22 protein-coding genes, 1 tRNA gene and 1 pseudogene are annotated in these 25,301 nt (G+C 66.8%); 12 read left to right on the top strand and 12 right to left on the bottom strand.

Annotation, left to right across the window (positions count from 1 at the left end):
• Positions 1 to 53 precede the first annotated feature (53 nt).
• Genes ACTHQX_RS00915 through ACTHQX_RS00905 form a run of 3 tightly spaced genes read left to right on the top strand, consistent with a single transcriptional unit; the run spans position 54 to position 2,727 of the window.
• Complete coding sequence (locus ACTHQX_RS00915) at positions 54 to 1,040, top strand: metal ABC transporter solute-binding protein, Zn/Mn family (RefSeq protein WP_440155209.1); 987 nt, start codon at positions 54 to 56, stop codon at positions 1,038 to 1,040.
• A complete protein-coding gene (locus ACTHQX_RS00910) occupies positions 1,037 to 1,852 on the top strand; it encodes a metal ABC transporter ATP-binding protein (protein WP_180987318.1) in 816 nt (271 codons plus the stop codon). Before ACTHQX_RS00915 ends, ACTHQX_RS00910 begins: the two co-directional genes overlap by 4 nt.
• Positions 1,852 to 2,727, top strand: coding sequence for a metal ABC transporter permease (locus tag ACTHQX_RS00905; RefSeq protein ID WP_236804022.1), 876 nt, complete (start codon positions 1,852 to 1,854; stop codon positions 2,725 to 2,727). Before ACTHQX_RS00910 ends, ACTHQX_RS00905 begins: the two co-directional genes overlap by 1 nt.
• 50 nt (positions 2,728 to 2,777) lie before the next feature.
• On the opposite strand, the gene ACTHQX_RS00900 is transcribed toward ACTHQX_RS00905, so the two are convergent.
• Positions 2,778 to 3,242, bottom strand: a complete 465-nt coding sequence (locus ACTHQX_RS00900; RefSeq protein ID WP_236804021.1) for a Fur family transcriptional regulator — start codon at positions 3,240 to 3,242, stop codon at positions 2,778 to 2,780.
• 95 nt (positions 3,243 to 3,337) lie between these two features.
• On the opposite strand from ACTHQX_RS00900, the gene ACTHQX_RS00895 reads away from it, so the two are divergent.
• Positions 3,338 to 3,994 carry an MBL fold metallo-hydrolase gene (locus ACTHQX_RS00895; RefSeq protein WP_440155207.1) on the top strand — a complete coding sequence of 219 codons (657 nt, stop codon included), beginning with the start codon at positions 3,338 to 3,340 and terminating at the stop codon, positions 3,992 to 3,994.
• Here the strand turns inward: ACTHQX_RS00895 and ACTHQX_RS00890 are convergent.
• On the bottom strand, positions 3,991 to 5,070 hold the full coding sequence (locus ACTHQX_RS00890) for a PLP-dependent cysteine synthase family protein (protein WP_440155205.1): 1,080 nt from the start codon (positions 5,068 to 5,070) through the stop codon (positions 3,991 to 3,993). The genes ACTHQX_RS00895 and ACTHQX_RS00890 overlap by 4 nt on opposite strands.
• Before the next feature lie 60 nt (positions 5,071 to 5,130).
• Between ACTHQX_RS00890 and ACTHQX_RS00885 the strand changes: the two genes are divergently transcribed.
• The 3 genes from ACTHQX_RS00885 (at position 5,131) to ACTHQX_RS00875 (ending at position 7,626) form a co-directional block, all read left to right on the top strand.
• Positions 5,131 to 5,973 carry a sulfurtransferase gene (locus ACTHQX_RS00885; RefSeq protein ID WP_440155203.1) on the top strand — a complete coding sequence of 281 codons (843 nt, stop codon included), beginning with the start codon at positions 5,131 to 5,133 and terminating at the stop codon, positions 5,971 to 5,973.
• Between the two features lie 73 nt (positions 5,974 to 6,046).
• Positions 6,047 to 7,201, top strand: a complete 1,155-nt coding sequence (locus tag ACTHQX_RS00880) for an NAD(P)-dependent alcohol dehydrogenase (protein ID WP_440155201.1) — start codon at positions 6,047 to 6,049, stop codon at positions 7,199 to 7,201.
• On the top strand, positions 7,198 to 7,626 hold the full coding sequence (locus ACTHQX_RS00875; protein ID WP_440155199.1) for an HIT family protein: 429 nt from the start codon (positions 7,198 to 7,200) through the stop codon (positions 7,624 to 7,626). Before ACTHQX_RS00880 ends, ACTHQX_RS00875 begins: the two co-directional genes overlap by 4 nt.
• A 25-nt stretch (positions 7,627 to 7,651) precedes the next feature.
• On the opposite strand, the pseudogene ACTHQX_RS00870 reads toward ACTHQX_RS00875, so the two are convergent.
• From ACTHQX_RS00870 to ACTHQX_RS00855, 4 genes and pseudogenes are all read right to left on the bottom strand, one after another.
• Positions 7,652 to 8,972, bottom strand: a pseudogene (locus ACTHQX_RS00870) (HNH endonuclease).
• Positions 8,935 to 9,300 carry a hypothetical protein gene (locus ACTHQX_RS00865; protein ID WP_440155197.1) on the bottom strand — a complete coding sequence of 122 codons (366 nt, stop codon included), beginning with the start codon at positions 9,298 to 9,300 and terminating at the stop codon, positions 8,935 to 8,937. Before ACTHQX_RS00865 ends, ACTHQX_RS00870 begins: the two are co-directional and overlap by 38 nt.
• A gap of 240 nt (positions 9,301 to 9,540) precedes the next feature.
• Positions 9,541 to 13,578, bottom strand: a complete 4,038-nt coding sequence (hrpA, locus tag ACTHQX_RS00860; protein ID WP_440155196.1) for an ATP-dependent RNA helicase HrpA — start codon at positions 13,576 to 13,578, stop codon at positions 9,541 to 9,543.
• Positions 13,579 to 13,720: 142 nt separating this feature from the next.
• Entirely contained in the window at positions 13,721 to 13,888 is a 168-nt protein-coding gene (locus ACTHQX_RS00855) for a hypothetical protein (protein WP_003804817.1), read from the bottom strand.
• A gap of 81 nt (positions 13,889 to 13,969) precedes the next feature.
• Here ACTHQX_RS00855 and ACTHQX_RS00850 point away from each other — a divergent pair, with 81 nt between their 5' ends.
• Positions 13,970 to 14,938 carry a GlxA family transcriptional regulator gene (locus ACTHQX_RS00850; RefSeq protein WP_111905873.1) on the top strand — a complete coding sequence of 323 codons (969 nt, stop codon included), beginning with the start codon at positions 13,970 to 13,972 and terminating at the stop codon, positions 14,936 to 14,938.
• Here ACTHQX_RS00850 and ACTHQX_RS00845 read toward each other — a convergent pair.
• The 6 genes from ACTHQX_RS00845 to ACTHQX_RS00820 form a co-directional block, all read right to left on the bottom strand.
• Positions 14,935 to 15,219: a protealysin inhibitor emfourin gene (locus tag ACTHQX_RS00845; RefSeq protein ID WP_111905874.1), complete on the bottom strand. Its 285-nt coding sequence runs from the start codon at positions 15,217 to 15,219 to the stop codon at positions 14,935 to 14,937. The genes ACTHQX_RS00850 and ACTHQX_RS00845 overlap by 4 nt on opposite strands.
• 60 nt (positions 15,220 to 15,279) lie before the next feature.
• Positions 15,280 to 16,320 carry a M4 family metallopeptidase gene (locus ACTHQX_RS00840; protein WP_440155194.1) on the bottom strand — a complete coding sequence of 347 codons (1,041 nt, stop codon included), beginning with the start codon at positions 16,318 to 16,320 and terminating at the stop codon, positions 15,280 to 15,282.
• 98 nt (positions 16,321 to 16,418) lie between these two features.
• Positions 16,419 to 16,491, bottom strand: a tRNA-Arg gene (locus tag ACTHQX_RS00835).
• Between the two features lie 93 nt (positions 16,492 to 16,584).
• The gene (locus ACTHQX_RS00830; protein WP_440155192.1) at positions 16,585 to 18,141 is read right to left on the bottom strand and encodes a ferredoxin--NADP reductase; all 1,557 of its coding nucleotides are present in this window, start codon (positions 18,139 to 18,141) and stop codon (positions 16,585 to 16,587) included.
• Complete coding sequence (locus tag ACTHQX_RS00825; RefSeq protein WP_440155191.1) at positions 18,138 to 19,040, bottom strand: FAD:protein FMN transferase; 903 nt, start codon at positions 19,038 to 19,040, stop codon at positions 18,138 to 18,140. Before ACTHQX_RS00825 ends, ACTHQX_RS00830 begins: the two co-directional genes overlap by 4 nt.
• Before the next feature lie 9 nt (positions 19,041 to 19,049).
• A complete protein-coding gene (locus ACTHQX_RS00820) occupies positions 19,050 to 19,508 on the bottom strand; it encodes an FMN-binding protein (protein ID WP_440155189.1) in 459 nt (152 codons plus the stop codon).
• Between the two features lie 203 nt (positions 19,509 to 19,711).
• Here ACTHQX_RS00820 and argS point away from each other — a divergent pair, with 203 nt between their 5' ends.
• The 4 genes from argS to thrC are packed head-to-tail and all read left to right on the top strand — an operon-like array spanning position 19,712 to position 25,290.
• Positions 19,712 to 21,361 (top strand): arginine--tRNA ligase, encoded by a 1,650-nt coding sequence (gene argS, locus ACTHQX_RS00815; RefSeq protein WP_440155188.1) that lies wholly within the window; start codon positions 19,712 to 19,714, stop codon positions 21,359 to 21,361.
• Positions 21,362 to 21,366: 5 nt separating this feature from the next.
• Positions 21,367 to 22,854: a diaminopimelate decarboxylase gene (lysA, locus tag ACTHQX_RS00810; RefSeq protein ID WP_440155186.1), complete on the top strand. Its 1,488-nt coding sequence runs from the start codon at positions 21,367 to 21,369 to the stop codon at positions 22,852 to 22,854.
• On the top strand, positions 22,855 to 24,183 hold the full coding sequence (locus ACTHQX_RS00805) for a homoserine dehydrogenase (RefSeq protein ID WP_440155185.1): 1,329 nt from the start codon (positions 22,855 to 22,857) through the stop codon (positions 24,181 to 24,183).
• The gene (gene thrC, locus ACTHQX_RS00800; protein ID WP_236803992.1) at positions 24,184 to 25,290 is read left to right on the top strand and encodes a threonine synthase; all 1,107 of its coding nucleotides are present in this window, start codon (positions 24,184 to 24,186) and stop codon (positions 25,288 to 25,290) included.
• Positions 25,291 to 25,301 lie beyond the last annotated feature (11 nt).

The raw sequence follows: 25,301 nt of genomic DNA, 5'->3' as shown, positions 1-25,301 counted from the left end.
ATGAGGGGTTGCCCCTCCCCGCAACCTGACCTGTCCAGAACCGAGGTATTTCCGTGCCCAGCAACGCCCGCATCTTCCTGACCGCCGCCGTGGCCGGCTTCGGCCTGCTCCTCACCGGCTGTGGTTCGCCGGCGGCCTCTACTCCAAGTGCAGACGCCGGCGGCCGCATTACCGTCGTAACGTCCACGAATGTGTACGGGGACATCGTTGAGGCCATCGGCAAGGACAAGGTCAATGTCTCGGCCATCATCTCGCGTCCGAGCCAGGACCCGCACTCCTACGAGGCCAACGCCCAGGACCGGCTGACCGTATCCAAGGCCAAGCTGGTGGTGGAAAACGGGGGCGGCTACGACGACTTCATCCACACCCTGGCGGATGACAGCAATGTGCCGCATGAGAACATCATCAGTGCCGTAGACGTGTCCGGTCTGGGCCCGGAACCGGCTGGCCCGGCCTCCGCCCACTCAGAGTCCGCCCACGCGGAGGACGGGCACGTCCATGACCACGGCAACTTCAACGAGCACGTCTGGTACAGCCTTGATGCCATGACACATCTCGCCGACGCCGTGGCGGCCCGGCTCGGCGCGCTCGACTCCGCGTCAGCTTCCCAGTTCACTGCCAACGCCGCCGAGTTCAAGTCCGGTCTCGCAAAGCTTGAGAGTAAGATTTCCGCAATGAAGACCTCGCACGGCGGTGCCGGCGTCGCCGTGACCGAACCGGTGCCCCTCTACCTGCTGGAAGCGGCGGGACTTGAGAACCGCACTCCTGCCGAGTACACGGCCGCCGTGGAGGAAGGCGCCGACGTTCCGCCGGCCGTCCTGAAGGCTGCCACCTCGGCGGTGGCCGCAAGGGACACCAGTTTCCTCGCCTATAACGAACAGACAGAAGGCCCGCAGACCCAGGCCGTCAAAAACGCCGCCAGCGCCGCGGGAACGCCGGTGGTGGACTTCACTGAAACACTTCCGGACGGCAAGACCTACCTGGAATGGATGGCGGACAACGTGGAAAACGTCAGCAAAGCCCTGAAGAGCCAGCGTTGAACCCAGTCATCAGCCTGAAACAGGCGTCCCTGAAGTTCGGCCGGCGCGCGCTCTGGGAAGACCTGAACCTGGACATCAATCCGGGGGAGTTCTTCGCAGTGCTGGGGCCAAACGGCAGTGGCAAGACCAGCTTCCTCAAGGTCCTGCTGGGGCTGCAGGAGCTGCACTCCGGTCACGCGAGCCTCGGCGGCCATCCTGTAGAGCGGGGCAGCCGGCTGATCGGCTACATCCCGCAGCAGAAGCCCTTCCTGCCTGACACCCCCATGCGGGCCCGCGACCTGGTGGGCCTGGGCGTCGACGGGCACCGCTGGGGAATCCGGCTGGGTACGGCCAAAGCCAACCGCAGGATCGATGAACTGCTGGACCTGGTTGGGGCCAGCGACTATGCCAAAGTCCCCGTCGGGCAGCTGTCCGGCGGTGAGCAGCAGCGTCTCCGCGTGGCCCAGGCCCTTGCCACCGACCCGAAGGTGCTGCTCTGCGACGAGCCGCTCCTGTCGCTGGACCTCCACCACCAGCAGGCCGTCAGCGCACTCATCAACAAGCAGTGCCATGACCGGAAGAGCGCCGTGGTGTTCGTGACCCACGAAATCAATCCGATCATCGATTACGTGGACCGCATCCTGTACCTGGCAGGCGGCCGGTTCAGCGTGGGAACGCCGCACGAGGTCATGACCACCGAGGTCCTCTCCGACCTTTACGACAGCAACGTGGAAGTGATCCATGCCAACGGCCGGATCGTCGTCGTCGGTCTGCCCGACGCCACCACCCACCATCATGACGACGCGCACGCCGCTGCCGGGGAGGGCTCCTGATGGATCTGGAATCAATCCTGCAGTCTGTGTTCAACTTCGAGAACTACGGCGAATTGCTGGTGCTGGTGCAGAACTCGCTGTGGGCCGGTGCGGTGCTTGGGCTCCTCGGCGGCCTCGTGGGGACTTTCGTGATGAAGCGCGACCTGGCGTTTGCCGTCCACGGAATCTCCGAACTGTCGTTCGCCGGCGCGGCCTTCGCGCTCCTGATCGGCACCGACGTGGTGTTCGGCTCCCTGGTGGGGTCCGTGGCGGCCGCGCTCTTGCTCGGGCTCATGGGCGTCCGGGCTCGGGACAAGAACTCCATCATCGGCGTGATCATGCCCTTTGGCCTCGGGCTCGGCATTCTCTTCCTGTCGCTCTACGAGGGCAGGGCCGCCAATAAGTTCGGCCTCCTCACCGGGCAGATTGTGTCCGTGGACACCGTCCAGCTCCAGGTGCTGGCGGGCACCGCCGTGGCCGTGATGGCGGCGCTGTGCGTCATCTGGCGCCCGCTGAGCTTCGCCAGCGTTGATCCCGAACTGGCCGAGGCCCGCGGTGTTCCCGTGCGGTCCCTGGCCCTGGTTTTCATGGTGCTCCTGGGCGTCAGCGTGGCGCTGTCGATCCAGATCGTGGGTGCCCTGCTGGTTCTGGCGCTGCTGATTACTCCGGCGGCCGCTGCCCTGCGGGTGACGTCCTCGCCGCGCCTCGTTGTCCTGCTCAGCGTGGTGTTCGCCGTTTCTGCGACAGTGGGGGGAATCCTGCTCGCCCTTGGGGGCCGCATCCCTATCAGCCCCTACGTCACCACGCTGTCGTTCCTGATCTACGTGGTGTGCAGGGTCATCGGCACCGTCCGCGCCAGGCGCGGCCTCAACGGCCGGGTCATGCGGACCGCCTGAATTCTGTAGGCGCGCTGACTAGTGCGCTCGGTTCCTACTGCGCCCGGTTCCTACTGCGCGGAGGCCTTGCGTGCGGAGCAGTCGGGGCAGAGGCCGTAGATCTCAACCGTGTGGGCCACTTCCGTGAAGCCGTGCTCCTGCGCGGTCCGCGCGGCCCAGGTCTCGACGGCGGGGGCCTCCACTTCCACGGCCTTGCCGCAGTTGCGGCAGAGGAGGTGGTGATGGTGCACCGTCACGGCGCAACGGCGGTAGACGGCCTCGCCGTCGCCGTTGCGCAGCACGTCCACGAGTTCCTCGTCGGCCAGTGACTGCAGGATCCGGTAGGCGGTGGCCAGGGAGACCGAGACACCCTTGTTCTGGAGGATCCGGTACAGCTCCTGGGTGCTCACGAAGTCATTGAGTTCGTCCAGGGCGGCGCTTACGGCGATCCGCTGCTTGGTGACGCGCTGCTCTTTCCCGCCGGCCGCCGTCGAAGGTGCCTGTGGTCTGCCGTCAGCGCTGGTGCGTTGTGGCATGAATGAACTCGCTTTTCTTCCGGGTAATGGCAGGCTTTAACGTTACCAGCCGGAGCCGCGTGGACACTGATCGGGGCCGTCCCTAGGCTTGCTTCATGAAGCTGACCAAATTCACGCACGCCTGTGTCCGGCTCGAAAAGGATGGCCAGGTGCTGGTCCTGGACCCGGGGACCTTCTCCGAAACCGCCGAGGCGCTGGACGGCGCACACGCCGTCCTCATCACGCACGAGCACGCCGACCACATCGATGTTCCCGCGGTGACCTCCGCGCTTGCGGACAATGGCGGGCTTGAACTCTTCGCACCGGAGGGCGTGGCGCAGAGCGTGCGCAAGGAAGCGCCGGATGCCGGTGGCCGGGTGCACGCCGTGGAACCGGGAACCGCGTTCGACGCCGCAGGCTTCGCGATCCGCAGCTTCGGCGGCCAGCACGCGCTGATCCACCCCCAGATTCCGGTGGTCGCCAACATCGGCTACCTCGTGGACGAGAACGTGTACCACCCGGGCGACTCGTTCATCATCCCGGACGGCATCAGCGTGCGTACTCTCCTTGTCCCGGTCCATGCCCCGTGGAACAAGGTCAGCGAGGTGGTGGACTTTGTCATCGGCGTCCGCGCGGAGCGGGCCTTCGCCATCCACGACGGGCTCCTGAATGACACCGGCCTCGGCCTGGTGGAGGGTCACGTCAAGCGGATCGGGGCCAGGTACGGAACCGAATACACCCACCTCTCCAGCCGGGAATCCGTGGAGCTTTAGGGCTGCCAGATAGCCGTCTCGAAGAACACCTTCAGCGTGTCCTCGTGCGGCTGCGGATCCAGTCCCTGCGCGGCCAGCCACGCTGGGCTGTAGTGGCTGCCGGCGTACCGGTCACCGCCGTCGCACATCAGTGACACGATGCTGCCCCGTTCGCCGTCCGCCACCATCTGGGCCACGAGCTGCCAGACACCCCAGAGGTTGGTGCCCGTGGACGGCCCCGCGTGCAGCCCTGCCAGTGTGTGCAGGTGCCGCATGGCGGCCACCGACGCGGCGTCGGGAACCTGGATCATGTGGTCGATCACGGAGGGGACGAAGCTTGGCTCCATGCGGGGCCGGCCGATCCCCTCGATCCGGGAGGGCATTCCGGTGCTGAAGTCCGCAGCGCCGCTCCGCCAGCCGGGGTAGAAGGCGGAGTTTTCCGGATCGACAACCGCCAGGGACGTGGCGTGGCGGTGATAGCGGAGGTAGCGGCCGATCGTGGCGCTGGTCCCGCCCGTTCCGGCCCCCACCACAATCCAGCGGGGGACCGGATGCTCCTCCAGCGCCAGCTGCTCAAAGATGGATTCGGCAATGTTGTTGTTGCCCCGCCAGTCGGTGGCGCGTTCGGCGTAGGTGAACTGGTCCATGTAGTGGCCGCCGCTCGTGGCAGCCACCTCGGCCGCTGCCGCGTACACCTCTGAGGCATGGTCCACCAGGAGGCAGGCGCCGCCGAACTGTTCGATCAGGGCGATCTTTTCCGGGCTGGTGGTGCGGGTCATCACGGCGATGAACGGCAGGCCCAGGAGTTGTGCGAAGTACGCTTCGGAGACCGCGGTGCTGCCGCTGGACGCCTCCACGATGGTGGTGCCCTCGTGGATCCACCCGTTCACCAGTCCGAACAGGAAGAGGGAACGTGCCAGCCGGTGCTTCAGGCTGCCGGAGCGGTGCGTGGATTCATCCTTGAGGTACAGCTGGACGCCCCAGTGTCCGGGCAGCGGCACCGAATAGAGGTGGGTGTCGGCCGACCGGTTGTTTTCCGCGTTGATCTTGCGGACAGCCTCATCGGCCCATGCCCGTTCACTGAATCGCCTGCTCACGGATTCAGCCTACCGGGGCGGACAGCCGGGGCTAGAGTTGGTGCAAACCCAAGGAGACAGATGGACACCCTCATTGACGTGGCCGGGCTGAATGCCCGGATGGACTCCGGCCAGCGCACCGTGGTGCTCGATGTCCGCTGGGCGCTCGGGGATCCGGAGGGCTACAGCCATTACCTGACGGGGCACATTCCGGGCGCGGTGTATGTGGACCTGCCCACCCAGCTGGCGGACCCGGCGGATCCCGGCCGCGGGCGCCACCCCTTGCCTTCGCCGGCCCGCTTCCAGGAAGCGGCACGGTCCTGGGGAATTCGCGACGGCGACGTCGTGGTCGCCTACGACGATGCCGGCAACACCTCCGCTGCCCGTGCGTGGTGGATGCTCCGGAATGCCGGCGTGCGCACCGTTTACCTGCTCGACGGCGGCCTTGCCGCCTGGCGTACGGCAGGTTTGCCTGTGGAGGGCGGGGCAGTGGAGCCGGATACCGGAGACGTAGCGCTCGCCGACGGCAGCATGCCGGTGACCGACGCCGACGGAGCCGCAGACTGGGCAGCGGGAGGCGTGCTGCTGGATGCGCGCGCCGGGGAACGGTATCGCGGGGAAGTCGAACCGGTGGACCCCCGGGCCGGCCACATTCCCGGCGCAGTCAGCGCACCCACCACCGGGAACCTCGACGACGACGGCCGCTTCCTCCCGGCGGAGACGCTGCGGCAGCGCTTCGCGGGCCTTGGGGTCGACGCAAAGACGGCCACCGCCGTCTATTGCGGCAGCGGCGTGACGGCCTCGCACCAGATAGCGGCCCTGGAAATCGCCGGATTCAGTGCCGTGCTGTTCCCCGGTTCCTTCTCCGAATGGTCCAACGACGCCTCCCGCCAGGTGGCGACGGGCGCCGATCCGGGAAAGTGAGTATCGGGGCCCGCCCGGATACGGAGTGAACCGGTAATTGGAACTCACCGGGGAGCCGCGGTAGCGTCGCCCTATGACTCCTGGACGCCCCGTGCCCCCGCCGCTGAACCTGCGAATTCCGCTGGAAGAGACCGCCGCCGAACCCCTTGGCGGACGCCTTGCTGCCGCCCGCGGCGCGTCATCCGCCACCAGCGGCCTGGTCGGGCTGACGGTAGCCCGCCGGGCGCCCAAAGCCGACGACGTCGAAATTGCTATCGAGTTCTGCGGGCTGTGCCACTCGGACGTTCACGCCACCCGCGGGGAGTGGGGCTCCCCGAACTACCCGCTCGTTCCCGGCCACGAGATTGTGGGCAGGGTCAGCCGCGTCGGTTCTGGTGTGTTGGACTTTCAGCCGGGAGACCGCGTGGGTGTGGGCTGCATGGTGGACTCCTGCCGGGAATGCGGGAGCTGCCTCGAGGGGCTGGAGCAGTACTGCGAACGCGGCCTGACCGGGACGTACGGAGCCAAAGACGCCAGGAACGGGGACGCGGTCACCCAGGGCGGTTACTCCACGTCGGTGGTGGTGGACCGGCGGTACGTCCTGCGGGTCCCGGAAAGCCTGGACCCTGCAGCGGCTGCCCCGCTGCTCTGTGCAGGCATCACCACGTTCTCGCCGCTGCGCCACTTCGGTGTCCGGGCGGGCCATGTGGTCGGCGTCGTGGGCCTGGGCGGCCTGGGCCACATGGCCGTCAAGCTGGCCAAAGCCATGGGAGCCGAGGTCAAGGTCTTCACCACCTCTGAATCCAAGGTGTCGGCGGCGCTGGAACTCGGCGCTGACGCAGTAGTGCTTTCCCGCGATGAGGAAGCGATGGCCGCTGAGAACCGGAGCATCGACGTCATCATCGATACGGTGGCAGCACCGCACGACCTCAACCCGTTCTTCCGGACCCTGCGCCGGGACGGGGCCCTGTTCCAGCTGGGTCTGCCCTCCGACGCCATGCCGCCTGTCAATCCCGGGGCACTGATCCGGCGGCGGATCTCGTACGCCGGTTCCTTGATCGGGGGCATCGCCGAGACGCAGGAGATGCTCGACTTCTGCGCCGAGCACGGAGTCGTCTCGGACATCGAACTGGTCGGCGCCGAGCAACTCAACGCCGCCTATGACCGGATGGTCGCAGGAGATGTGAAGTACCGTTTTGTCCTGGATGCATCCACACTGCAGGAACCGTCGGAAAGGGCTGACGCATGAGCACGCTGTTCACCAAGATTCTCAACGGGGAGATCCCTGGCCGGTTTGTGTGGCGCGAACCGGACGTGTCCGCGTTCCTGACCATGGGTCCGCTTGCTGACGGGCACACGCTGGTCGTGCCGACCGAGGAAGTTGACCGCTGGACGGACGCCTCGCCCGAGACCCTGGCCAGGGTCATGGAGGTGGCGCGGCGCATCGGCGCGGTGCAGGTGGACACGTTCGGGGCAGCCCGGGCAGGGCTCATTGTGGCCGGTTACGAAATCAACCACATGCACGTGCACGTGTGGCCGTCCAACAGCATGGCGGAGTACAACTTCGCCACGGCCGAGCATAACCCCGATCCGGCGCGGCTGGACGCCAATGCCGAGAAGCTGCGCGCAGGCCTCCGTGACGCAGGCTACGGGGAGTTCGTTCCGGAAGGCTAGGCTGCGGCACGGCGCGCCCGGTTGGTTACGGGGCCGGGCCGGGATGCTCGGATACGTGCCTTTCGCGTACGTCGGCTCGGGACTGTCCAGATCCCGGCAACGGAGGCGCCGTGGAGCGGTAGGTGTGGCCGGTGGGTGTGGTCAGTTCGATGGTGTGCCTCGGGCCCGGCCTGGGTTGGGCTTTCCAGCCGGGGAGTTCTTTGGTGTGGTTGCAGGCTTCGCACAGTCCCGCGCCGTTACTCAACGAGGTGGGGCCGTCGTCGTGCCAGGGGATGATGTGGTCGTGGTGGCGGATCGGTGCGTCGCAGTAGGGGGTGCGGCAGGTGTCGTCGCGGAGTTGGATGAAGCGGCGCAGTGGTGCCGGGAACAGAGGCCGCCGCGAGTCCATGGCCACCAGGTCACCGGTCCCGGGCGCGGTGTAGAGCCGCCGGACCCAGGTCTTCAGCTCCTCAACTCCCTTGGCCTGTTCGGTGCTCATCAGGTTCCGGGCCCAGTCTCCGGAAACGGTACCGTAGCCGGGAATCCGGGCGGGGTCGCTGTCGCCCTGGAGGAGGGTGCGGTCGGTCATGACGACGTTAAGCTCGATGCCGGTGATGCCTCCGGGCGTGCCGGTGGTCCACTCGACCAGGGTGTCGGCTTTGATCTGGTCGCGGGAGCGCGGGTCTCCGGCGGCGTGGAGGGAATCGGCGTTCCGGGTCAGCGCCGCGAGGACCGCGACACCCTCGTGGACCGGCAGCAGCGCCGTCAGATACGTCATGCAGTCCGGGCCGGGCGCAGGCTCACCCTGCGCTCCGAGGCGGCATGGGCTTGCCCGCTGGGCGACGGAGCGGGGGTCCCTGCGGATGGCGGCGGCCCTCACGGCTGCCACCATGGCCCGCGTCCCGGCTCCGGTGAAAGTGCCGGTGTCGGCGGCGAGTTCCTCGTCGACGGCAGACCGGTCCGCCGGACTCAGGCAGGCGGTCTCTTTCGCGACGTGCATGACCCGCTCTTCGTTCAGCTGCCCTGGTGTCCAGTGCGGCCAGGGCGTGTGGCATCTGTGTCAGGGCCTTGGCTGTGCCGAGGAGCCGGCGCCCGCGGTTTGGGGATTCGCCCCGGGCCAGCGCGATCTGCTCGGCCGCGCCCAGGCCCTGCTCTTTGCCGCGGCCCTTGCCCAGGTCCTCCGGAGCGAGGGGCGCACTGTCAATGGATTCCTGGCGGAGCCTGGCCTCGAAGGTCACAGAAAGCCGCGCCTGTTGCCCGGCGGCCCAGCACTTGACGTTCTCGTACGCTCGGACTTGGTCGATCAGCCCGGCATTGCCAGCGGTGAGGTCAGCTGCCGGGAAAAACCGGCCCGGGGGATGCAGCAGCGCCGGAGGGAACGCTGCCCCTAAGAATGCCGTCGTCCAAAAGGTGGTCGTCGAAGAGGCCCTCGTCGAAAGCACGGTCGGCAAACAGAACCTCCGGAAACGGATCCTCAGGCAACGATGCCGGATACGCGGCGTGGGGGTCATCGTCATACGGAAGCCCGTCGTCCGCGAACCCATCGGAGGGAACGGCGTCGTCCCGGAACGCATCCTCGGGGAACGCGGCAAGAGGAAAAACGGCGTCTGCAATAAAGGCGTCAGGAACCGCGGCAGCGTGCAGAACCACGCGCGGCGCCGCTGCTGTCAGTGCTGAATTCCCGAACCCTTCCATGGACACAGTCTGCCAAGGGGGACCGACAATAAAGGGCCGACAGGGCGCCGGATGCGGGCGGGATCCAAGAAGTTTTTTCGGCTATGCCTGAGAACAAAACCAGGTAGCACTTCAGGGCGTTCCCGGCCTTGGGAACGCCGTGAAGTGCTACCCAGTTGGGTGCAGGGGCGGGCGGACAACCCAAGCCGCGGCAGCAGCGCCGTCGAACGGGAAATTCCTGGCTGGTGTACCCGGCTGACGCTATGCCGCGAGCACCTTGTTCAACGCCGTCCGGATCCGCTTCTCGGACACGGAATAGGCTGTGCCGAGTTCGACGGCGAAGAGGCTCACCCGAAGCTCCTCGATCATCCAGCGCACCTGTGTCAGCTCGGCACCTGCCCGGCGGCTGGGCAGCAGAGCCGACACGGCGTCGTCGTAATCGTCCTCCAGCTGCTGGACCGCCGCCATGTTGAGCGCATCGCGCTGCACGTTGCCGGGCAGCTTTTCGAGGCGTTTTTCGATGGCGGTGAGGTAGCGGGGGAGCTGGCTCAGCTGGGCGTAGCCCGTACGGGCCACGAAGCCGGGGAAGACCAGCTGTTCAAGCTGGCTGCGGACATCGTTGAGTGCGCTGATGAGCGCCAGGCTCGAGGTGCCCTTGAGCTGCTTTTGGATCCGGCGCGTGCTCGCGAGGATGCGCTCCACCACAGCGGTAACACTGAAGACGGTGTCTATCAGCTCCGCCCGGACGTGCTCAAACAAGGCGTCGAACGCTGCCTGGTCCCAGGGGAGTTCCGCGGGGGTCAGCTTGTCCACCGCAGCCAGGACGCAGTCCGCGATCAGGGCCGAGACGGACCCGTGCGGGTTTTGGCTGAACGTCAGCTTCTCGGTGTTGTTCAGGTGCTCCAGGACATAGCGGTCAGGCGCTGGCACACGCAGTGCGAGGAGTCGGATGACACCGCCCCGCATGGCTTCCTGCTGCTCCGAGGCTGTCTGGAAGACGCGCAGGCCCACAGACTTTCCTTCATCCACCAGCGCGGGAAATCCGGTGACGGTATGGCCTTTGACGGTGACGCTGGCTTCCCGCTGAATGGCGCCGAACCGCCACTCGGTCAGGCCGGACTGCTCCGTGAACCCGGCGTGCGGCTGCGGACGGCCGCCCTGTGCCCGAACGTCCTGTGCCCGTGTGTCCTGTGCCCGCGCGTCCTGCGCGGCCCCCTGCTGCTGGCCCTTCTTCGCGGACCGCGGGCCGGCGGTGGCCGGAGTTGCGCCTAGCGACTCCGCGATGGCCCGGCGGGTGGCCGGCGCCAGCCGCTCCTGCAGCGCTTCCAGGTCCTTGCCCTCGTCCAGGACTTTGCCGCGGGTGTCCACTACCTTGAAGCTCACCCGCAGGTGCGGCGGAACGGCCTCCCAGTTCCAGGACCCGGGCGGGATGACCTGTCCCTTGAGGCGGCGCAGGACAAGCTCAAGCGAGCTCTCCAGCTCGTCCTCGGCGGGGTCGAAATCGGCTTCCAGCGCCGCCACTGCCTGCCGGGCGACGTCGGGGGCAGGAACGAAACTCTTGCGGACCTGCTTCGGCAGCGATTTGATCAGCGCAGTCACCAGTTCCACGCGCTGGCCGGGGATCAGCCAACGGAAGGGTGCGTCTTCCAGCTGGTTCAGGAAGAGGACCGGAACTTCCGCTGTAACGCCGTCGGACGGGTTGGGCGTCGAGCCGGGCGCCACGGGATGGAATTCATAGCTCAGGGGCAGTTCGAACCCCTTGTGCAGCCACGTCTTCGGGTACGCGGACTCGTCCAGCGCCTCGGCGTCCTCGCTCAGAAGCAGGGCCTCGTCGAAGTCCAGAAGCGTGTGATTCTGCTGCCGGGCGTCCTTCCACCACTTGTCGAAGTGCCGTTCCGAGACGACGTCCTTGCCAACCCGCGCGTCATAGAACTCGAAGAGCGTTTCGTCGTCCACCAGGAGGTCCCGGCGGCGCATCCGCGCTTCGAGTTCCTCCACTTCCTGCAGCAGGGCCCGGTTGCGGTGGAAGAACTTGTGGTGTGTCTTCCATTCGCCCTGGACCAGCGCATGCCTGATGAACAGCTCACGGGCAAGGACGGGATCGACCCTGCCGAAGTTGATCCGGCGCTGGGCGATGATGGGTACACCGTAGAGGGTGACCTTTTCATACGCCATCACGGCGCCCATCTTGGTGGACCAGTGGGGTTCGCTGTAGCTGCGCTTGATCAGGTGCGGCGCCACCTGCTCGGCCCAGACCGGCTCGAATTTTGAGGCCACCCGGGCCCACAGCCGGCTTGTTTCCACGAGCTCGGCGGCCATGACAAACGTAGGCGACTTCTTGAACAGCGCCGAGCCGGGGAAGATGGCAAAGCGGGTTCCGCGGGCGCCGGCATATTCCCGCTTGCGTTCGTCGAGGATGCCGATATGGCTTAGCAGGCCGGAGAGAAGGCTGATGTGGATGCCCTCGTGGTTGCCCACAGCATCGGCCTGGCGCCTATTGTCCAGGCTGATGCCCAGCGGCCGGGCCAATTGCCGGAGCTGCGTAAACAGGTCCTGCCACTCGCGCACGCGCAGGTAGTTGATGAATTCGTTGCGGCACAAGCGGCGGAACTGGGTGGAGGACAGCTCCTGCTGCTTCTCGTGGATGTAGTTCCAGAGGTTCAGGTACCCGGTGAAGTCTGAGTTCTCGTCGCGGAAGCGGGCGTGCTTCTCGGCCGCCAGCTGCTGCTTGTCCGTTGGACGCTCGCGGGGGTCCTGAATGGTGAGCGCCGCCGCCAGGATCATGACTTCGCGGACGCAGCCGCGCTGGCCGGCCTCAACAATCATGCGTCCGAGCCGCGGATCCACCGGAAGCTGGGCAAGCTTATGTCCGACGGCGGTAAGCCCGCCGCCGCCGTTGCGGCCGCCACCTTTGCCGTTTTCGGCGTTGACCGCCGGGGGAGCGCCAGTGGCTGCCTGCGGCGCACTAGTTGCTGCCTGCGGCGCACTCAAGGCGCCGAGCTCCCGAAGGAGGGTCACGCCGTCGTTAATGGCGCGCGAGTCCGGCGGCTCCACGAACGGGAAGTTTTCAATGTCCTTGGGCCCGCGGGCGACACCCATGGCAGTCATCTGCAGGATGACCGCGGCCAGGTTGGTGCGCAGGATTTCCGGATCGGTGTAGAGCGGCCGGGACTCGAAGTCCTCCTCGGAGTAGAGCCGGATGGCGATGCCGTCCGACACGCGGCCACAGCGTCCCGAGCGCTGGTTGGCCGACGCCTGGGACACCCGTTCGATGGGCAGCCGCTGCACCTTGGTGCGGTGCGAATAGCGCGAGATGCGCGCGGTGCCGGTGTCGATGACGTACTTGATGCCGGGAACGGTGAGGGAGGTCTCGGCCACGTTGGTGGCCAGCACGATCCTCCGCTTGCTGCCCGGATTGAACACCCGGTGCTGTTCCTGCAGGCTCAGCCGTGCGAACAGCGGCAGCACTTCGGTGCCGGCCAGCCGCCGGTTGGACTGGATTCTGGCGTTCAGGGCGTCCGCGGCGTCCCGGATCTCGCGCTCGCCGGAGAAGAAGATGAGGATGTCGCCCGGGGCTTCGAGGGCGAGTTCGTCGACGGCGTCGCACACCGCGTCCAGCGGATCCCGGTCTTCCTCGAGTTCATCGTCGGACGAGTTGTCTTCGTCGTCGCCCGACGGGCCGCCCGCCGGCTGGGAGAGCGGCCGGTAACGGATCTCCACCGGGAACGTCCTCCCGGAGACCTCAACGATCGGTGCCGGTTCCTCGTCAGAGCCGAAGTGCTTCGCAAAGCGTTCGGGGTCGATGGTTGCGGAGGTGATGATCACCTTCAGGTCCAGGCGCTGCGGCAGGATCCGCTTGAGGTAGCCGAGGATGAAGTCGATGTTCAGGCTTCGTTCGTGCGCCTCATCGATGATGATCGCGTTGTACTTGCGGAGCAGCTTGTCGCGCTGGATTTCGGCCAGCAGGATGCCGTCGGTCATCAGTTTGACCTTGGTGGACCTGCTCACCTCGCCGGTGAAGCGGACTTGGAAGCCCACTTCCTGCCCGATGTCGACGCCGAGTTCGGAGGCGATGCGCTCGGCCACCGTGCGGGCTGCCAGCCGCCGCGGCTGGGTGTGGCCGATCAGGCCGTTGTCACCCAGGCCCAGCTCCAAGCACATCTTGGGAATCTGGGTGGTCTTTCCGGAGCCGGTCTCACCGGCAATGATGGTCACCTGGTTGGCGGCAATCGCGGCCATCAGGTCCTCGCGGCGCTCGGAAACCGGCAGCTCGGCGGGGTAGGAGATGTGAAAAGTCATGGCTCCCACAAGTCTACTGCCGCGTAAAAGGACCCGGCGTACGCCGGGTCCTTGGTGTTGGTGGGGACTGTGGTTCTGGGTGGGCGATGTTTTCGTGTGGAAGGAAGTTGTGGGCGGCCAGGGAACGGGGGGCCATGCGCCGCTAGAAGATGCGCATGGTGTAGTTGCTGCTGGGCAGGTCCAGTGCGGACCAGTCCCGGACCGAGTGTTCGGGAGGGGTATGGCCGCGCCCGTCCCGCAGAATGGCGCCGACCGTGGCGGCAGCTGCAACGAGGACCAGGACAAGAAGGGCGATTCCGAAGATTTCCATGTCTCCATGGTTCTCCCCTGCAAGTAGCGAAAGAAGTGGCAGAAATGCCTAAAAAGTACAAATTTCTGCCATACTGGAAACATGCTCAAATCAGTGGCAATCATCGCGGTTCCCAACTTCTCGATCTTCGAGTTCGGTACCGCTTTTGAGGTGTTTGGCATCGACCGTTCGGACCGGGGAACAGGCGTGCCGCAGTTCGACTTCCGCGTCTGCACTCCGGTGCCCGGGGAAGTTCCGCTGAAATCCGGCCTCACCATGAACGTCGGCCTCGGTCTGGAAGCCGCCGCCGATGCCGACCTGGTGATCATGGCGCCCTACGGCCGGGAGGAAGATGTTCCGGAATCCGTGCTCGATGCCCTCCGGGCGGCGCACAGCCGGGGTGCCTGGGTGATGTCGATCTGCTCCGGCGCGTTTGCGCTGGCGCGGGCCGGGATCCTCGACGGACGCCGGTGCACCACGCACTGGCATTACTCGGAAGAGCTGGCCGCCCAGTACCCCAAAGTCCTGGTGGACGAGAACGTCCTCTACGTCCAGGACGGGCGGATCATCTCCAGCGCCGGTACCGCGGCGGGCATCGACGCCTGCCTGCATCTGGTGAGGATCGAGTTTGGGGCGGCCGTGGCTGCCGCCATTGCCAGGGACATGGTGGTTCCGCCGCACCGCGATGGTGGCCAGGCCCAGTTCATCGACCGGCCGATGCCCGAGTGCGGCTCCCAGCCCATGGAGGAACTCCTCCGGTGGATGGTGGCGAACCTCGACGAGGAGCATCCCGTCCAGGAGCTGGCCGCCCGCGTGCACATGTCGCCGCGCACCTTTGCCCGGCGGTTCCGTGCTGAAACTGGAGCCACCCCGGCTGCGTGGCTCAATTCCCAGCGGGTCCTGCGCGCCCAGGAGCTCCTGGAGTCCACGGAACTGAACATTGACGAGGTGGCGCGGCAGTCAGGCTTCGGCCATCCCGTGCTGCTTCGGCACCACTTCGCCAAGGTGCTGGACACCAGTCCGCAGTCCTACCGCCGGGCCTTCCGCGGCCAGATGGCCCCGGCCGGCTAGGCCGATTCTTCAGCTGCTGCCCGGGTGGACTCCACCAGCACCCGCCAGGGACCGGTCACAGCCGTCTCCGGCAGGGTGGCGCGGCGTTGGCCGGCACGGATGGAGTACATGAAGCGGTCCGGCTGCCCATCCGCGGCCTGGCGGGGGTCGTCGACGGCGTCCCACGGGCACGCTTCCACGAGCGGCTGCCAGCGGCTCTTGTCACTGGTCGTGACGGCCAGCACCGTCCAGACACGGGTGAGTGCGGCTATCCCGCCGCTGCGCTCGACTGTGATTTTCATGGCGAGGTTCCCGGGTTTCCGCGGCCGCCGGGAAGCGGACTGTCGCAGTCCCGGCGTCGGTTAGAGCTTTACCTTCACAGTCTCCCACGCCCCGCGCACGGCGTCATGCTCTGCCGACTCCTCGCCGAACAGTTCCTTCGCCGTCGCCGCGGTGGCTTTGGCAAAGGCCGTGAAGGTGCTGGTCGGGCTCAGCGAGCCGTTTGTCAGGGTCTCATACCAGATCTGGCCCGGCGCTTCCCAGGCGTTCCCGCCCAGGGTCTGGGCGACGACGCAGAACGCCCGGTTCGGGATGCCGGAGTTAATGTGGACCCCGCCGTTGTCCGCCCTCGTGCGGACGTAGGAGTCCATGGAGTCCGGCTGTGGGTCCTTGCCGAGGACGTCGTCGTCGTACGCGGTTCCCGGTGCCTTCATGGAGCGCAGAGCGGACCCTTCAACCTGCTGGGTGAACAGCCCTTCCCCGATCAGCCAGGACGCTTCGGCGGTGGTCTGCTTCCGGAAGTACTGCTCCACAAGTGCGCCGAAAACGTCGGACACGGACTCGTTGATGGCCCCGGCCTGGTTGCGGTAGGCGAGCCCGGCCGAAAACTGCGTCACACCGTGGGCCAGCTCGTGGCCAATCACGCTGAGCGATCTCGTGAACCGCTCGAAGACCTCCCCGTCGCCGTCGCCGAATACCATCTGCTGGCCGTCCCAAAACGCGTTGTCGTACATCCTGCCGAAGTGGACCGTGGCGTTCAGCGGCATTCCCAGGCCGTCGATGGAGTTCCGCCCGAAGGCGTCCGCGTAGAGGATGTGCGTACGGCCCAGGCCATCGTAGGCCTCGTCGACGGCGGGGTCGCCCGTGGCAGCGTCGCCCTCTTTCCGGACAACCTGCCCGGGCAGCGACTCGCCGGACTTCGCGTCGAAGACGGACCTGTTGACCGGGCCGGGCTCCAGTTGCCTGATGCCGGCAGGGGCCGACGGGGCCGCCGCGCGGCCCGCATGCACGGCCCCGACGTGAAGGAGGGCTTCCTTGGCGGCGCGGGCAACGGCCGTGAACCGGGGTGACCTCTGGGCGGCCAGGCGGCGCAGGATGTACGGCGGAACAATGGAACAGAACATGCCACTCACACTACGAACGGCCTCTGACATTCTGCGTCAGGCGCACTGGAGACGCAGAAACCCCCGCCGCTTTCAGTAAGCGGCGGGGGTTTCTTCTGTGCCCTCGATAGGATTCGAACCTACGGCCTTCTGCTCCGGAGGCAGACGCTCTATCCCCTGAGCTACGAGGGCATCCAGGGATCCTGCCGTTCCCGGCCGGACGTCCTAGAGCTTAGCAGGAAGGTGGGCCGGAACGGAAAACGAAACCCGTTTCCGTGCCCTACATCAGTATCCCGCGAATGAATCCACGTGGATACGGCGTGAGCCGGCGTGCCGCGCGGCGCGCCGCAGCGAGCCGACGCTGGCCGGTGAACCCGAGATGAAAACCCTTCGCTGGCCGATGTCCGGCACCAGCCGCTGCAGTGCGTGGCCGTCAAGCCGCGCGCCCGGGGCAAGCAGCGCGCCGGCGTCCTCGATGAAGTCCGGCGGCGCCGATCCGTCGGCGAGCCGGGCAACGACGCGGGCGCCGCAATCCTCCAGTTCGGCTGCGTAGGCGAGTTCCGACGCGCTCCGGGCGAGGTACAGAAGCACGGTGTCGCGCTCGCGGGCCACCCCGCCGGACAAGTGCGCCAGATACGGCGTGATACCGATGCCGGCGGCAATGAGCAGCACCGGGTCCGAACCCTTGGGCAGGACGAAGTCACCCGCCACGGTGGTGGCCATGAGCTCCTCGCCGGGTTTGAGGGACAACAGCTTGCGCTTGGCAGCGGAGACCGGGTCAGCAGTGCCGACCCCGATTGTCACATGCTTTGCGTCGGGCGGGCTGGTCAGGCTGAAGACGCGGCGCCTTCCTCGTCCGTCCGGCTTGGGGTGCGGAAGATCCAGTTCCAGGTACTGGCCGGATGAGTGGCGGAGCGGGCGCTGGGGGCGGAACACAAATTCCGTCGTCGTCGGCGTAAGGCTGCGGGAGTGGCTGAACAGCAGCCGGACGCTGCCGCGCTGGCCCGCCAGGAACGCCAGCAGGTTGCCCGCCAGCAGTGCCAGTTCGGGGGAGTTGGCCAGGTAGCCGAGGTTGAAGGGAGTAGCCAGCAGGATTCCGACGACGGCGGCGATCGCCAGCTGCTGCCAGCGCCGGGGCGGCAGGGTGAGCGGCTCGGTGAGCATGAATCCGGCAAAAAACAGCACGGGGCCCTGCGCCATGGTTTGCCACACGGCACTTCCGAGGTCGACGCCGGAAGGCATTTGCACCGCGGCCACGACGCCCGTTGCCACTAGGACAAAGACTGCAGCCATGAGCGTTTTGCGGGTCCGGTAGAGCACCAGCAGGACGCCCGGGACCAGAAGCCAGAGCATGGCAGGTGTGCCGGCCCACCACGTGGCGATGTTGAGGCCAGTCAGCCCGGTGATGAAGGCTGCGGCCGCTGCGGGGTTGAATACATGGCGGCCGCGCCAGGCGAGGGCGTACTTGGAGGCTGACGCCAGGACGCAGGCCAGGGCCACCCCGGCCAGGTCCATCGGCGCAAAGGCCGGGCCGAGCTGGGTTGGCCAGAACAGGAAGTAAAGCAGGAGCCCGGTAATCAGCGAGGATTCCCCGTGCGGCTGAACCTTGAACAGCACGGCCAGGGCGCGGTTGGAAATGTACGTCAGCCCCAGGCAGAGGGCCAGGTGGGCGAGCATGTTCGGAATACCGAAGGTCAGCCAGCCGAGGGCGTCGAGCAGGAGGCTGTAGGCAGCCAGCACGGCAAGCACCAGCAACACCAGCCTGTACATCGTGAACCGGCCCAGGTACGCGTCCAGGGCGGTGCCGGGTGAGGCCTGCTGTAGGGAGGTGGTTGAACTCATGTGAACAGCCTTCCTTCGAATTCCGCGGAGTACTCCGCGCTGCCGTTGGAAAATACCTTGAGCCAGGAGAAACGGAAATGCCGTTCCAGGTCCTCGGCCGGAACCAGGAACAGGGCGGTGGCGAGGGCGTCAGCCTCCATGGCCGTGTCCGCCCGGGCCCACGTGGCCACCACCGTCCTGACGGGCGCCCCGGTGGTGCCGTCCAGGACATGATGGAGCCCGTCTCCCCAGGCCCGCCGGTTCGACGCCGAAGCGCAGAGGGCGCCGGATCCCAGCGGCACAGTTCCTATCGCCTTCGCGGCGTCATAGGGATGCTCCAGCGCCACCTGCACCGGTTCCTGACTGCCGTTCTCAGTGCTGCCGTTCTCATTGCTGCCGTTCAGCAGGTCCCCGCTGGCGTCAATGAAGAAGTCCGGAACACCGTGACTCCTTAGCTGTTCGGCCAGAAGGTCCACGAGCTGGCCCTTGCCCGCCGCGCCGATATCCAGGACCACCGGGGCAGTGGTCCGCAGCGATGTCCCGTGCCATTCCATGACGGCATCCCAGGCACGGGGAGGTGCGGCTTCCCCGCGGGGCTGCAGCGAATAGCGCGGATCGTAGCCCAGCCGCTCAAGGCTTTCCCCGATGAGGGGCGTCATGCCCCCGCCGCTGAGCGTGTAAAGCTGCCGGTAGAGCGCGGCCAGGCCGGCGGCTTCGGGCGGCAATTCGTATTGTCCGGGCGCCGCGGCGATACGCGTCACCAGGGAGTCTTCGCGGAACCTGGACCACGTGGCGTCGTAGCGTTCCACTTCGGCCAGCAGTGAGCTGCGCAGCCCCGGGGGCAACGGGGCAGGAGTGGAGATTTCCCAGCTGGTGCCGATGCCGTCAAAGCGGAAGCTCTGCCAGCCCGAATGCGGCATGGCGGCCGCCTACAGGGCCTGCGCCTTGATCGCTTCGACCGCCTGGTTGAAGCCGCCGCTGGTCAGTGAGGAGCCGGCCACCTTGGAGACGTTGATCTTATCCAGGCTCTTGCCCACCACCTGGTCAGCAATGCCGCCGGCGAACTGGCCCTGGAACTTTCGGGTGTTGGGATTGGACGGGTGCTCGGTGATCTCCACCGCGGACACGGTCCCGCCGGCCAGCGTCAGCTGAACGCCCACGGTCTCGGTGCCGTTGGGGGACTTGTAGTTGCCGTCGGCGCTGTACGTCCCGTCCTTGTAGCCGGCTGCGGCGCCCGCCGAGGAACCGGCTGCCGCGGAAGCCGCCGGCCGGGGCTCGGTCTCCTGCGCGGCCGGCTGCTGGGCCGACGGCGCGCAGCCGGCCACCGTTCCGGCGAGGGACAGGCCGGCCACGCCGGCGAAAACAGTCTTGCGGATTGAAGGCTTCACGGGGTCTCTTTTCGTGGTGCGGGCACTTTAGGGACAGCGCTGACAGTGTTGATCTCTAGTGTTGATGTTTCAACAATTGCTTCGGTCAGTAAAGGCTAAGGGGTTTTCCTGTGAATTTCCCTACTATTTGCTGTGACGCTGGGGAGCCGTGCGGGCCCCCGCCGGATTCCGCGCCACGACGGGCTCCCCGGTAGTCTAGGAGTGTGACTCCCGAAGAACTCTCCCTCGCAATATCCGCCTGCCTAAAAGACGCCGTTGCCGCCGGCGACATCGCCCTTGCCGAGGCGGCGATACCGGACTCCGTCCTGGTGGAGCGACCGAAGAACCGGGAGCACGGCGACTGGGCCACCAACATCGCCCTGCAGCTGGCAAAGAAGGCCGGAACCAACCCGCGCGAATTCGCCACGCTGCTCAGCGCGCGGCTCAAGGACATCAACGGCGTCGACGGTGTGGAAATCGCCGGTCCCGGCTTCCTTAACATCACGGTTGACGCTGCCGCCGCCGGAGCGCTGGCCAAGGCCATCGTGGAAGCGGGCAGCGAGTACGGCACCAACGCTGCGCTTGCCGGCCACACCGTCAACATGGAGTTTGTCTCCGCCAACCCCACCGGGCCGCTGCACATCGGCCACACGCGCTGGGCTGCCCTGGGTGACTCGATCGCCAGGGTGCTTCGCGCCTCCGGTGCAGATGTCACCGCCGAGTACTACATCAACGACGCCGGCTCCCAGATGAACGTCTTCGCCAACTCGGTGCTGTCCCGCCTGCGTGGCCGTGACGTGCCTGAGGGCGGCTATCCGGGGGAATACATCCGCGACCTGGGCCACGATGTCCTGACCCGGCACCCGGACATCCGCGAACTGACGGATGCCGCGGCGCTGCCCGTGATCCGGGCCGCGGCCTACGAGGCGCAGCTCAAGGACATCAAGGACACCCTGGCCGACTTTGGGGTCGCTTTCGACGTGTTCTTCTCCGAGCAGGAACTTCACGACGCCGGTGCGATCGAAAGTGCCGTTGCCCGCCTTCGCGAGCAGGGCCACGTGTTCGACGACGGCGGTGCCGTCTGGTTGCGCACCACCGACTTCGGTGATGACAAGGACCGCGTCATGATCCGCGCGAACGGCGAACCGACCTATTTCGCTGCCGATGCCGCGTACTACCTGTCCAAGAAGGACCGCGGCTACACGGAAAAGATCTACCTCCTGGGAGCCGACCACCACGGCTACATCAACCGGCTCAAGGCCATCGCCGCCGCCGCCGGCGACGACCCCGAGGTCAACATCGAGGTCCTGATCGGTCAGCTGGTCTCCGTCAACGGCGCCAAGCTTTCCAAGCGTGCAGGCAACATCATTGAACTCAAGGACCTGATCTCCTGGCTCGGCACGGACGCGGTCCGCTACTCGCTGGCACGCTTCCCGGCCGACTCGCCGCTCACGCTGGACCCCGAGCTGCTCAAGAAGCACTCCAACGAGAACCCGGTGTTCTACGTGCAGTACGCACACGCCCGCTCCCGCGGCACCGCGCGCAACGCCGTGGCTGCCGGAGTGGACCGGAGCGCCTTCGACGCCTCGCTGCTGGACCACGCCACGGAGAACGAACTGCTGTCCTACCTGGGCAGCTACCCCTCCATCGTCGCCAAGGCAGCCGAACTGCGCGAGCCGCACCGCGTGGCCCGGCACCTCGAGGTCATCGCCGGCGCCTACCACCGCTGGTATGACGCCTGCCGGGTGGCGCCCATGGGCGACGAACCCGTCACGGACACCAACCGCACCAGGCTGTGGCTCAATGACGCCACCAGCCAGGTGCTGGCCAACGGACTCGAACTGCTGGGCGTTTCGGCGCCGGAACGGATGTGATCGACGTGCAGGAAACCAGCAACCGCAGTGCTGCCTCGCCGCTGGCTCCGGAGTGGCTGGCTGTCCCCGCGGACCTCAACGCCCTCCATACCCCCGTGTGGGCCGGCGGCGTGGAGCGGAACGCCGGCGGCGAACTTGCCATTGACGGCATTCCGGTCAGCAACCTCAAGGAACAGTTCGGCACGCCCCTTTTCGTCATGAGCGAATCGGACTTCCGGGCGCGCGCCCGCGCCTTCAAGGATGCCTTCGACGACGCTTTCGCCGACATCTGCGGGGGAGTGGATGTCTATTACGCCGGCAAGTCCTTCCTTTGCACCGCAGTGGCGGCGTGGGTGGCCGAAGAAGGCCTGCGGCTGGACACCTGTTCCGGCGGCGAACTTGCCGTCGCCGCACGCGCCGGCATCGACGGTGCGCACCTTTCGCTGCACGGCAACAACAAATCCGACGCCGAGATCAACCGGGCGCTGGACATGAACCTTGGCCGCATCGTTGTGGACAGCCTTGACGAGCTGGAGCGCGTGGCCAAGATCGCCTCCGGCCGCGGCGAGACCGCCAAGGTCATGCTGCGGCTGACGCCAGGCGTGCACGCCCACACCCACGAGTTCATCGCCACCGCCCACGAGGACCAGAAATTCGGCCTCTCCATGGCGGAGGATACGACCGACGAGGCAGGCCTGTCAGCCGCCGAGGAAGCCGTTGCCGCGGCAACGTCCTACGACGGCGTCGAGCTGCTGGGCCTGCACTGCCACATCGGTTCGCAGATCTTCGAGCCGGACGGCTTTGCGCTGGCCGCCCAGAAGCTCCTGACCTTCCTGGCTGCCGTGCAGGCCAAATATTCCATCACCCTTCCCGAGCTTGACCTCGGCGGCGGCTACGGCATTGCCTACACGCCGGTGGACACGCCCCGGCCCGCAGCCGACATCGCGCAGGCGATGGCCGCCGTCGTACGTTCCAAGTGCTCCGAACTTGGCATCAATGCACCCCGGATTTCCATCGAGCCCGGCCGGGCAATCGTGGGCAGCAGTACTTTCACGCTGTACGAGGTGGGCACGCTGAAAACCGTCCGCGTGGACGCCCCGGCGGCCGGCGATGGCGCAGCCGCTGAAAATACCGCTAAAAACGTTACGCACCCGCGCCGCTATGTGTCAGTGGACGGCGGCATGAGCGACAACGCCCGTCCGGTGCTGTACGACGCGGATTATTCGGCCATTCTCGCGTCGCGGACCTCCGCAGCGGCCCCGCAGCTGTCCCGCGTAGTGGGCAAACATTGCGAGAGCGGCGACATAGTTGTTAGAGATGTATATCTGCCCGAGGACGTGGCAGCCGGTGATCTGCTCGCTGTACCGGGGACCGGCGCCTACTGCTGGGCCCTGTCAAGCAACTACAACTATCTGGCCCGGCCGGGCGTTGTCGCTGTGCGCGACGGATCTCCCCGGCTGATTGTCCGCGGGGAAACCGAAGAAGATCTGCTGAACCGCGACATGGGAGCCTGAATGACCGAATTGCGAACCCTGAAAGTGGCCCTGCTGGGCTGTGGCAACGTCGGGGCTCAGGTGGCGCGGATTCTGATTGAGGACGCCGGCACCTTGGCGCCGCGCACCGGCGCACACCTGGAACTGGCCGGCATCGCGGTGCGGAACCTCGACGCCGAGCGCGAGGTGGACCTCCCGCGCGACCTCTTCACCACCGACGCTGAAACCCTGGTCAAAGAGGCCGACCTTGTCATCGAGCTCATGGGCGGCATCGAGCCTGCCCGCTCGCTGATCCTCTCCGCCATCCAGAACGGCGCCAGCGTGGTCACGGGCAACAAGGCCCTGCTTGCCGCCGACGGCCCGGCACTCTACGAAGAGGCGGACAAGGCCGGCGTCGAGCTGTCCTACGAAGCCGCCGTCGCAGGCGCTATCCCCATCCTGCGCCCCATCCGGGACAGCCTCTCCGGTGACCGCATCACCCGCGTGCTCGGCATCGTCAACGGCACCACCAACTTCATCCTCGACCAGATGGACTCCACCGGCGCACAGTTCGCCGACGCACTCGCCGAGGCCCAGCGGCTCGGCTACGCCGAAGCTGACCCGACCGCCGACGTCGAGGGGCACGACGCCGCGGCCAAAGCCGCCATCCTGGCGTCCCTGTCCTTCCACACCCGCTTCGACCTGGAGCACGTCTACTGCGAGGGCATCACCCGCGTCAGCGCCGCCGACATCGCCGCCGCCAAGGAAGCTGGCTTTGTCATCAAGCTGCTGGCCATCGCCGAGAAAATCACCGCCACCGGCACGGAAACAGCCGGCAGCGAGGGAGTTTCGGTGCGCGTCCACCCGACGCTCCTGCCGCGCGAACACCCGCTGGCAGCTGTCCGCGGTGCCTTCAACGCTGTCTTTGTCGAGGCGGAGAGCGCCGGCGAGCTGATGTTCTACGGCCAGGGTGCCGGCGGAACCCCGACGGCGTCTGCCGTGCTGGGCGACCTCGTCTCCGCCGCCCGCCGGATCGTCCTGGGCGGTCCCGGACGCATCGAGTCCACCACCGGCCACGTGCCGGCGCTGCCGATCGATGAGGCTACCACTAGCTACTACATCGGCCTGGACGTTGCGGACCAGCCCGGCGTGCTGGCGAAGATCGCGCAGCTGTTCGCCGAGCACGGCGTCTCCATCGAAATCATGCGCCAGACCATCCACCGCGATGCCGACTCCAACGTGGAATCGGCCGAGCTGCGGATCGTCACCCACCGCGCAAGCGAAGCTGCACTGGCAGCAACCGTCGAGGCCGTGAAGGCCCTCGACGTGATCAATTCCGTTACATCCGTACTGCGGGTAGAAGGAGCTTAAGTGGCTCACCAATGGCGCGGTGTCATCCGCGAATACGCTGACCGTCTGCCCGTCACAGCGGCCACCAGGGTCATCACCCTCGGCGAGGGCGGCACGCCCCTGGTCTATGCCCAGAAGCTGTCCGAGCTGACCGGCTCCGAGGTCTACCTCAAGGTCGAGGGCATGAACCCCACCGGTTCCTTCAAGGACCGCGGCATGACCATGGCCATGACCGCGGCCGTGGAGGCCGGGGCCAAGGCCGTGGTGTGCGCCTCCACCGGAAACACGTCAGCTTCCGCCGCGGCATACGCCACCGCCGCCGGCCTGACGTGTGCCGTGCTGGTGCCCGAAGGCAAGATCTCCATGGGCAAGCTGAGCCAGGCCATCGCGCACGGCGCCACGCTCCTGCAGGTTGACGGCAACTTCGACAACTGCCTGGACATCGCCCGCAAGCTGGGCGAGTCCTACCCGGTTTTCCTGGTCAACTCCGTGAACCCGGCCCGCATCCAGGGCCAGAAGACCGGCGCCTTCGAGATCGTCGACGCCCTGGGCGACGCCCCGGACATCCACGTGCTCCCGGTCGGCAACGCAGGAAACATCACGGCTTACTGGAAGGGCTACAAGGAGTACGCAGCCCCGTTCGAGTCCGAAACTGCCGGTACGCTTGCTCCCGTCGCCACCAAGACCCCCGCCATGTGGGGTTTCCAGGCCGCTGGCGCCGCGCCGTTCGTGGCCGGCCACCCCATCACGGAACCGGACACCATCGCCACCGCCATCCGGATCGGCAACCCCGCCTCCTGGGACGGCGCCATTGCGGCCCGTGACGAGTCCGGCGGATTCATCGATTCCGTCACTGACGAAGAAATCCTGGCCGCCCACCGCTGGCTGTCGTCCCGTGAGGGCGTCTTCGTGGAGCCCGGCTCGGCTGCCGGCGTGGCGGGCCTGCTCAAGAAGCACGCCGCGGGTGAGGTGCCCGCCGGCAAGACCATCGCCATCACTGTCACCGGACACGGCCTCAAGGACCCGCAGTGGGCTCTCAGGACCGAGGACGGCAGCGATGTCCAGCCCGTCAAGGTGTCCAACGACGTCGTCACCGTTGCCGCAGAACTGGGACTGGAAGACAAATAACAGTGGAAACC

It is taken from the genome of Arthrobacter sp. SAFR-023 (assembly GCF_051965295.1).
Taxonomy (GTDB): domain Bacteria; phylum Actinomycetota; class Actinomycetes; order Actinomycetales; family Micrococcaceae; genus Arthrobacter.
Note: the sequence above shows the minus strand (reverse complement) of the source record. Positions and strands in the feature narration are given on the sequence as shown.

Coding starts and splice junctions, on each gene's coding strand:
- ACTHQX_RS00905 (WP_236804022.1), top strand. CDS start 1,852: ATGGATCTGGAATCAATCCTGCAGTCTGTGTTCAACTTCGAGAACTAC.
- ACTHQX_RS00900 (WP_236804021.1), bottom strand. CDS start 3,242: ATGCCACAACGCACCAGCGCTGACGGCAGACCACAGGCACCTTCGACG.
- ACTHQX_RS00895 (WP_440155207.1), top strand. CDS start 3,338: ATGAAGCTGACCAAATTCACGCACGCCTGTGTCCGGCTCGAAAAGGAT.
- ACTHQX_RS00885 (WP_440155203.1), top strand. CDS start 5,131: ATGGACACCCTCATTGACGTGGCCGGGCTGAATGCCCGGATGGACTCC.
- ACTHQX_RS00880 (WP_440155201.1), top strand. CDS start 6,047: ATGACTCCTGGACGCCCCGTGCCCCCGCCGCTGAACCTGCGAATTCCG.
- ACTHQX_RS00875 (WP_440155199.1), top strand. CDS start 7,198: ATGAGCACGCTGTTCACCAAGATTCTCAACGGGGAGATCCCTGGCCGG.
- ACTHQX_RS00865 (WP_440155197.1), bottom strand. CDS start 9,300: ATGGAAGGGTTCGGGAATTCAGCACTGACAGCAGCGGCGCCGCGCGTG.
- hrpA (WP_440155196.1), bottom strand. CDS start 13,578: ATGACTTTTCACATCTCCTACCCCGCCGAGCTGCCGGTTTCCGAGCGC.
- ACTHQX_RS00855 (WP_003804817.1), bottom strand. CDS start 13,888: ATGGAAATCTTCGGAATCGCCCTTCTTGTCCTGGTCCTCGTTGCAGCT.
- ACTHQX_RS00850 (WP_111905873.1), top strand. CDS start 13,970: ATGCTCAAATCAGTGGCAATCATCGCGGTTCCCAACTTCTCGATCTTC.
- ACTHQX_RS00845 (WP_111905874.1), bottom strand. CDS start 15,219: ATGAAAATCACAGTCGAGCGCAGCGGCGGGATAGCCGCACTCACCCGT.
- ACTHQX_RS00840 (WP_440155194.1), bottom strand. CDS start 16,320: ATGTTCTGTTCCATTGTTCCGCCGTACATCCTGCGCCGCCTGGCCGCC.
- ACTHQX_RS00830 (WP_440155192.1), bottom strand. CDS start 18,141: ATGAGTTCAACCACCTCCCTACAGCAGGCCTCACCCGGCACCGCCCTG.
- ACTHQX_RS00825 (WP_440155191.1), bottom strand. CDS start 19,040: ATGCCGCATTCGGGCTGGCAGAGCTTCCGCTTTGACGGCATCGGCACC.
- ACTHQX_RS00805 (WP_440155185.1), top strand. CDS start 22,855: ATGACCGAATTGCGAACCCTGAAAGTGGCCCTGCTGGGCTGTGGCAAC.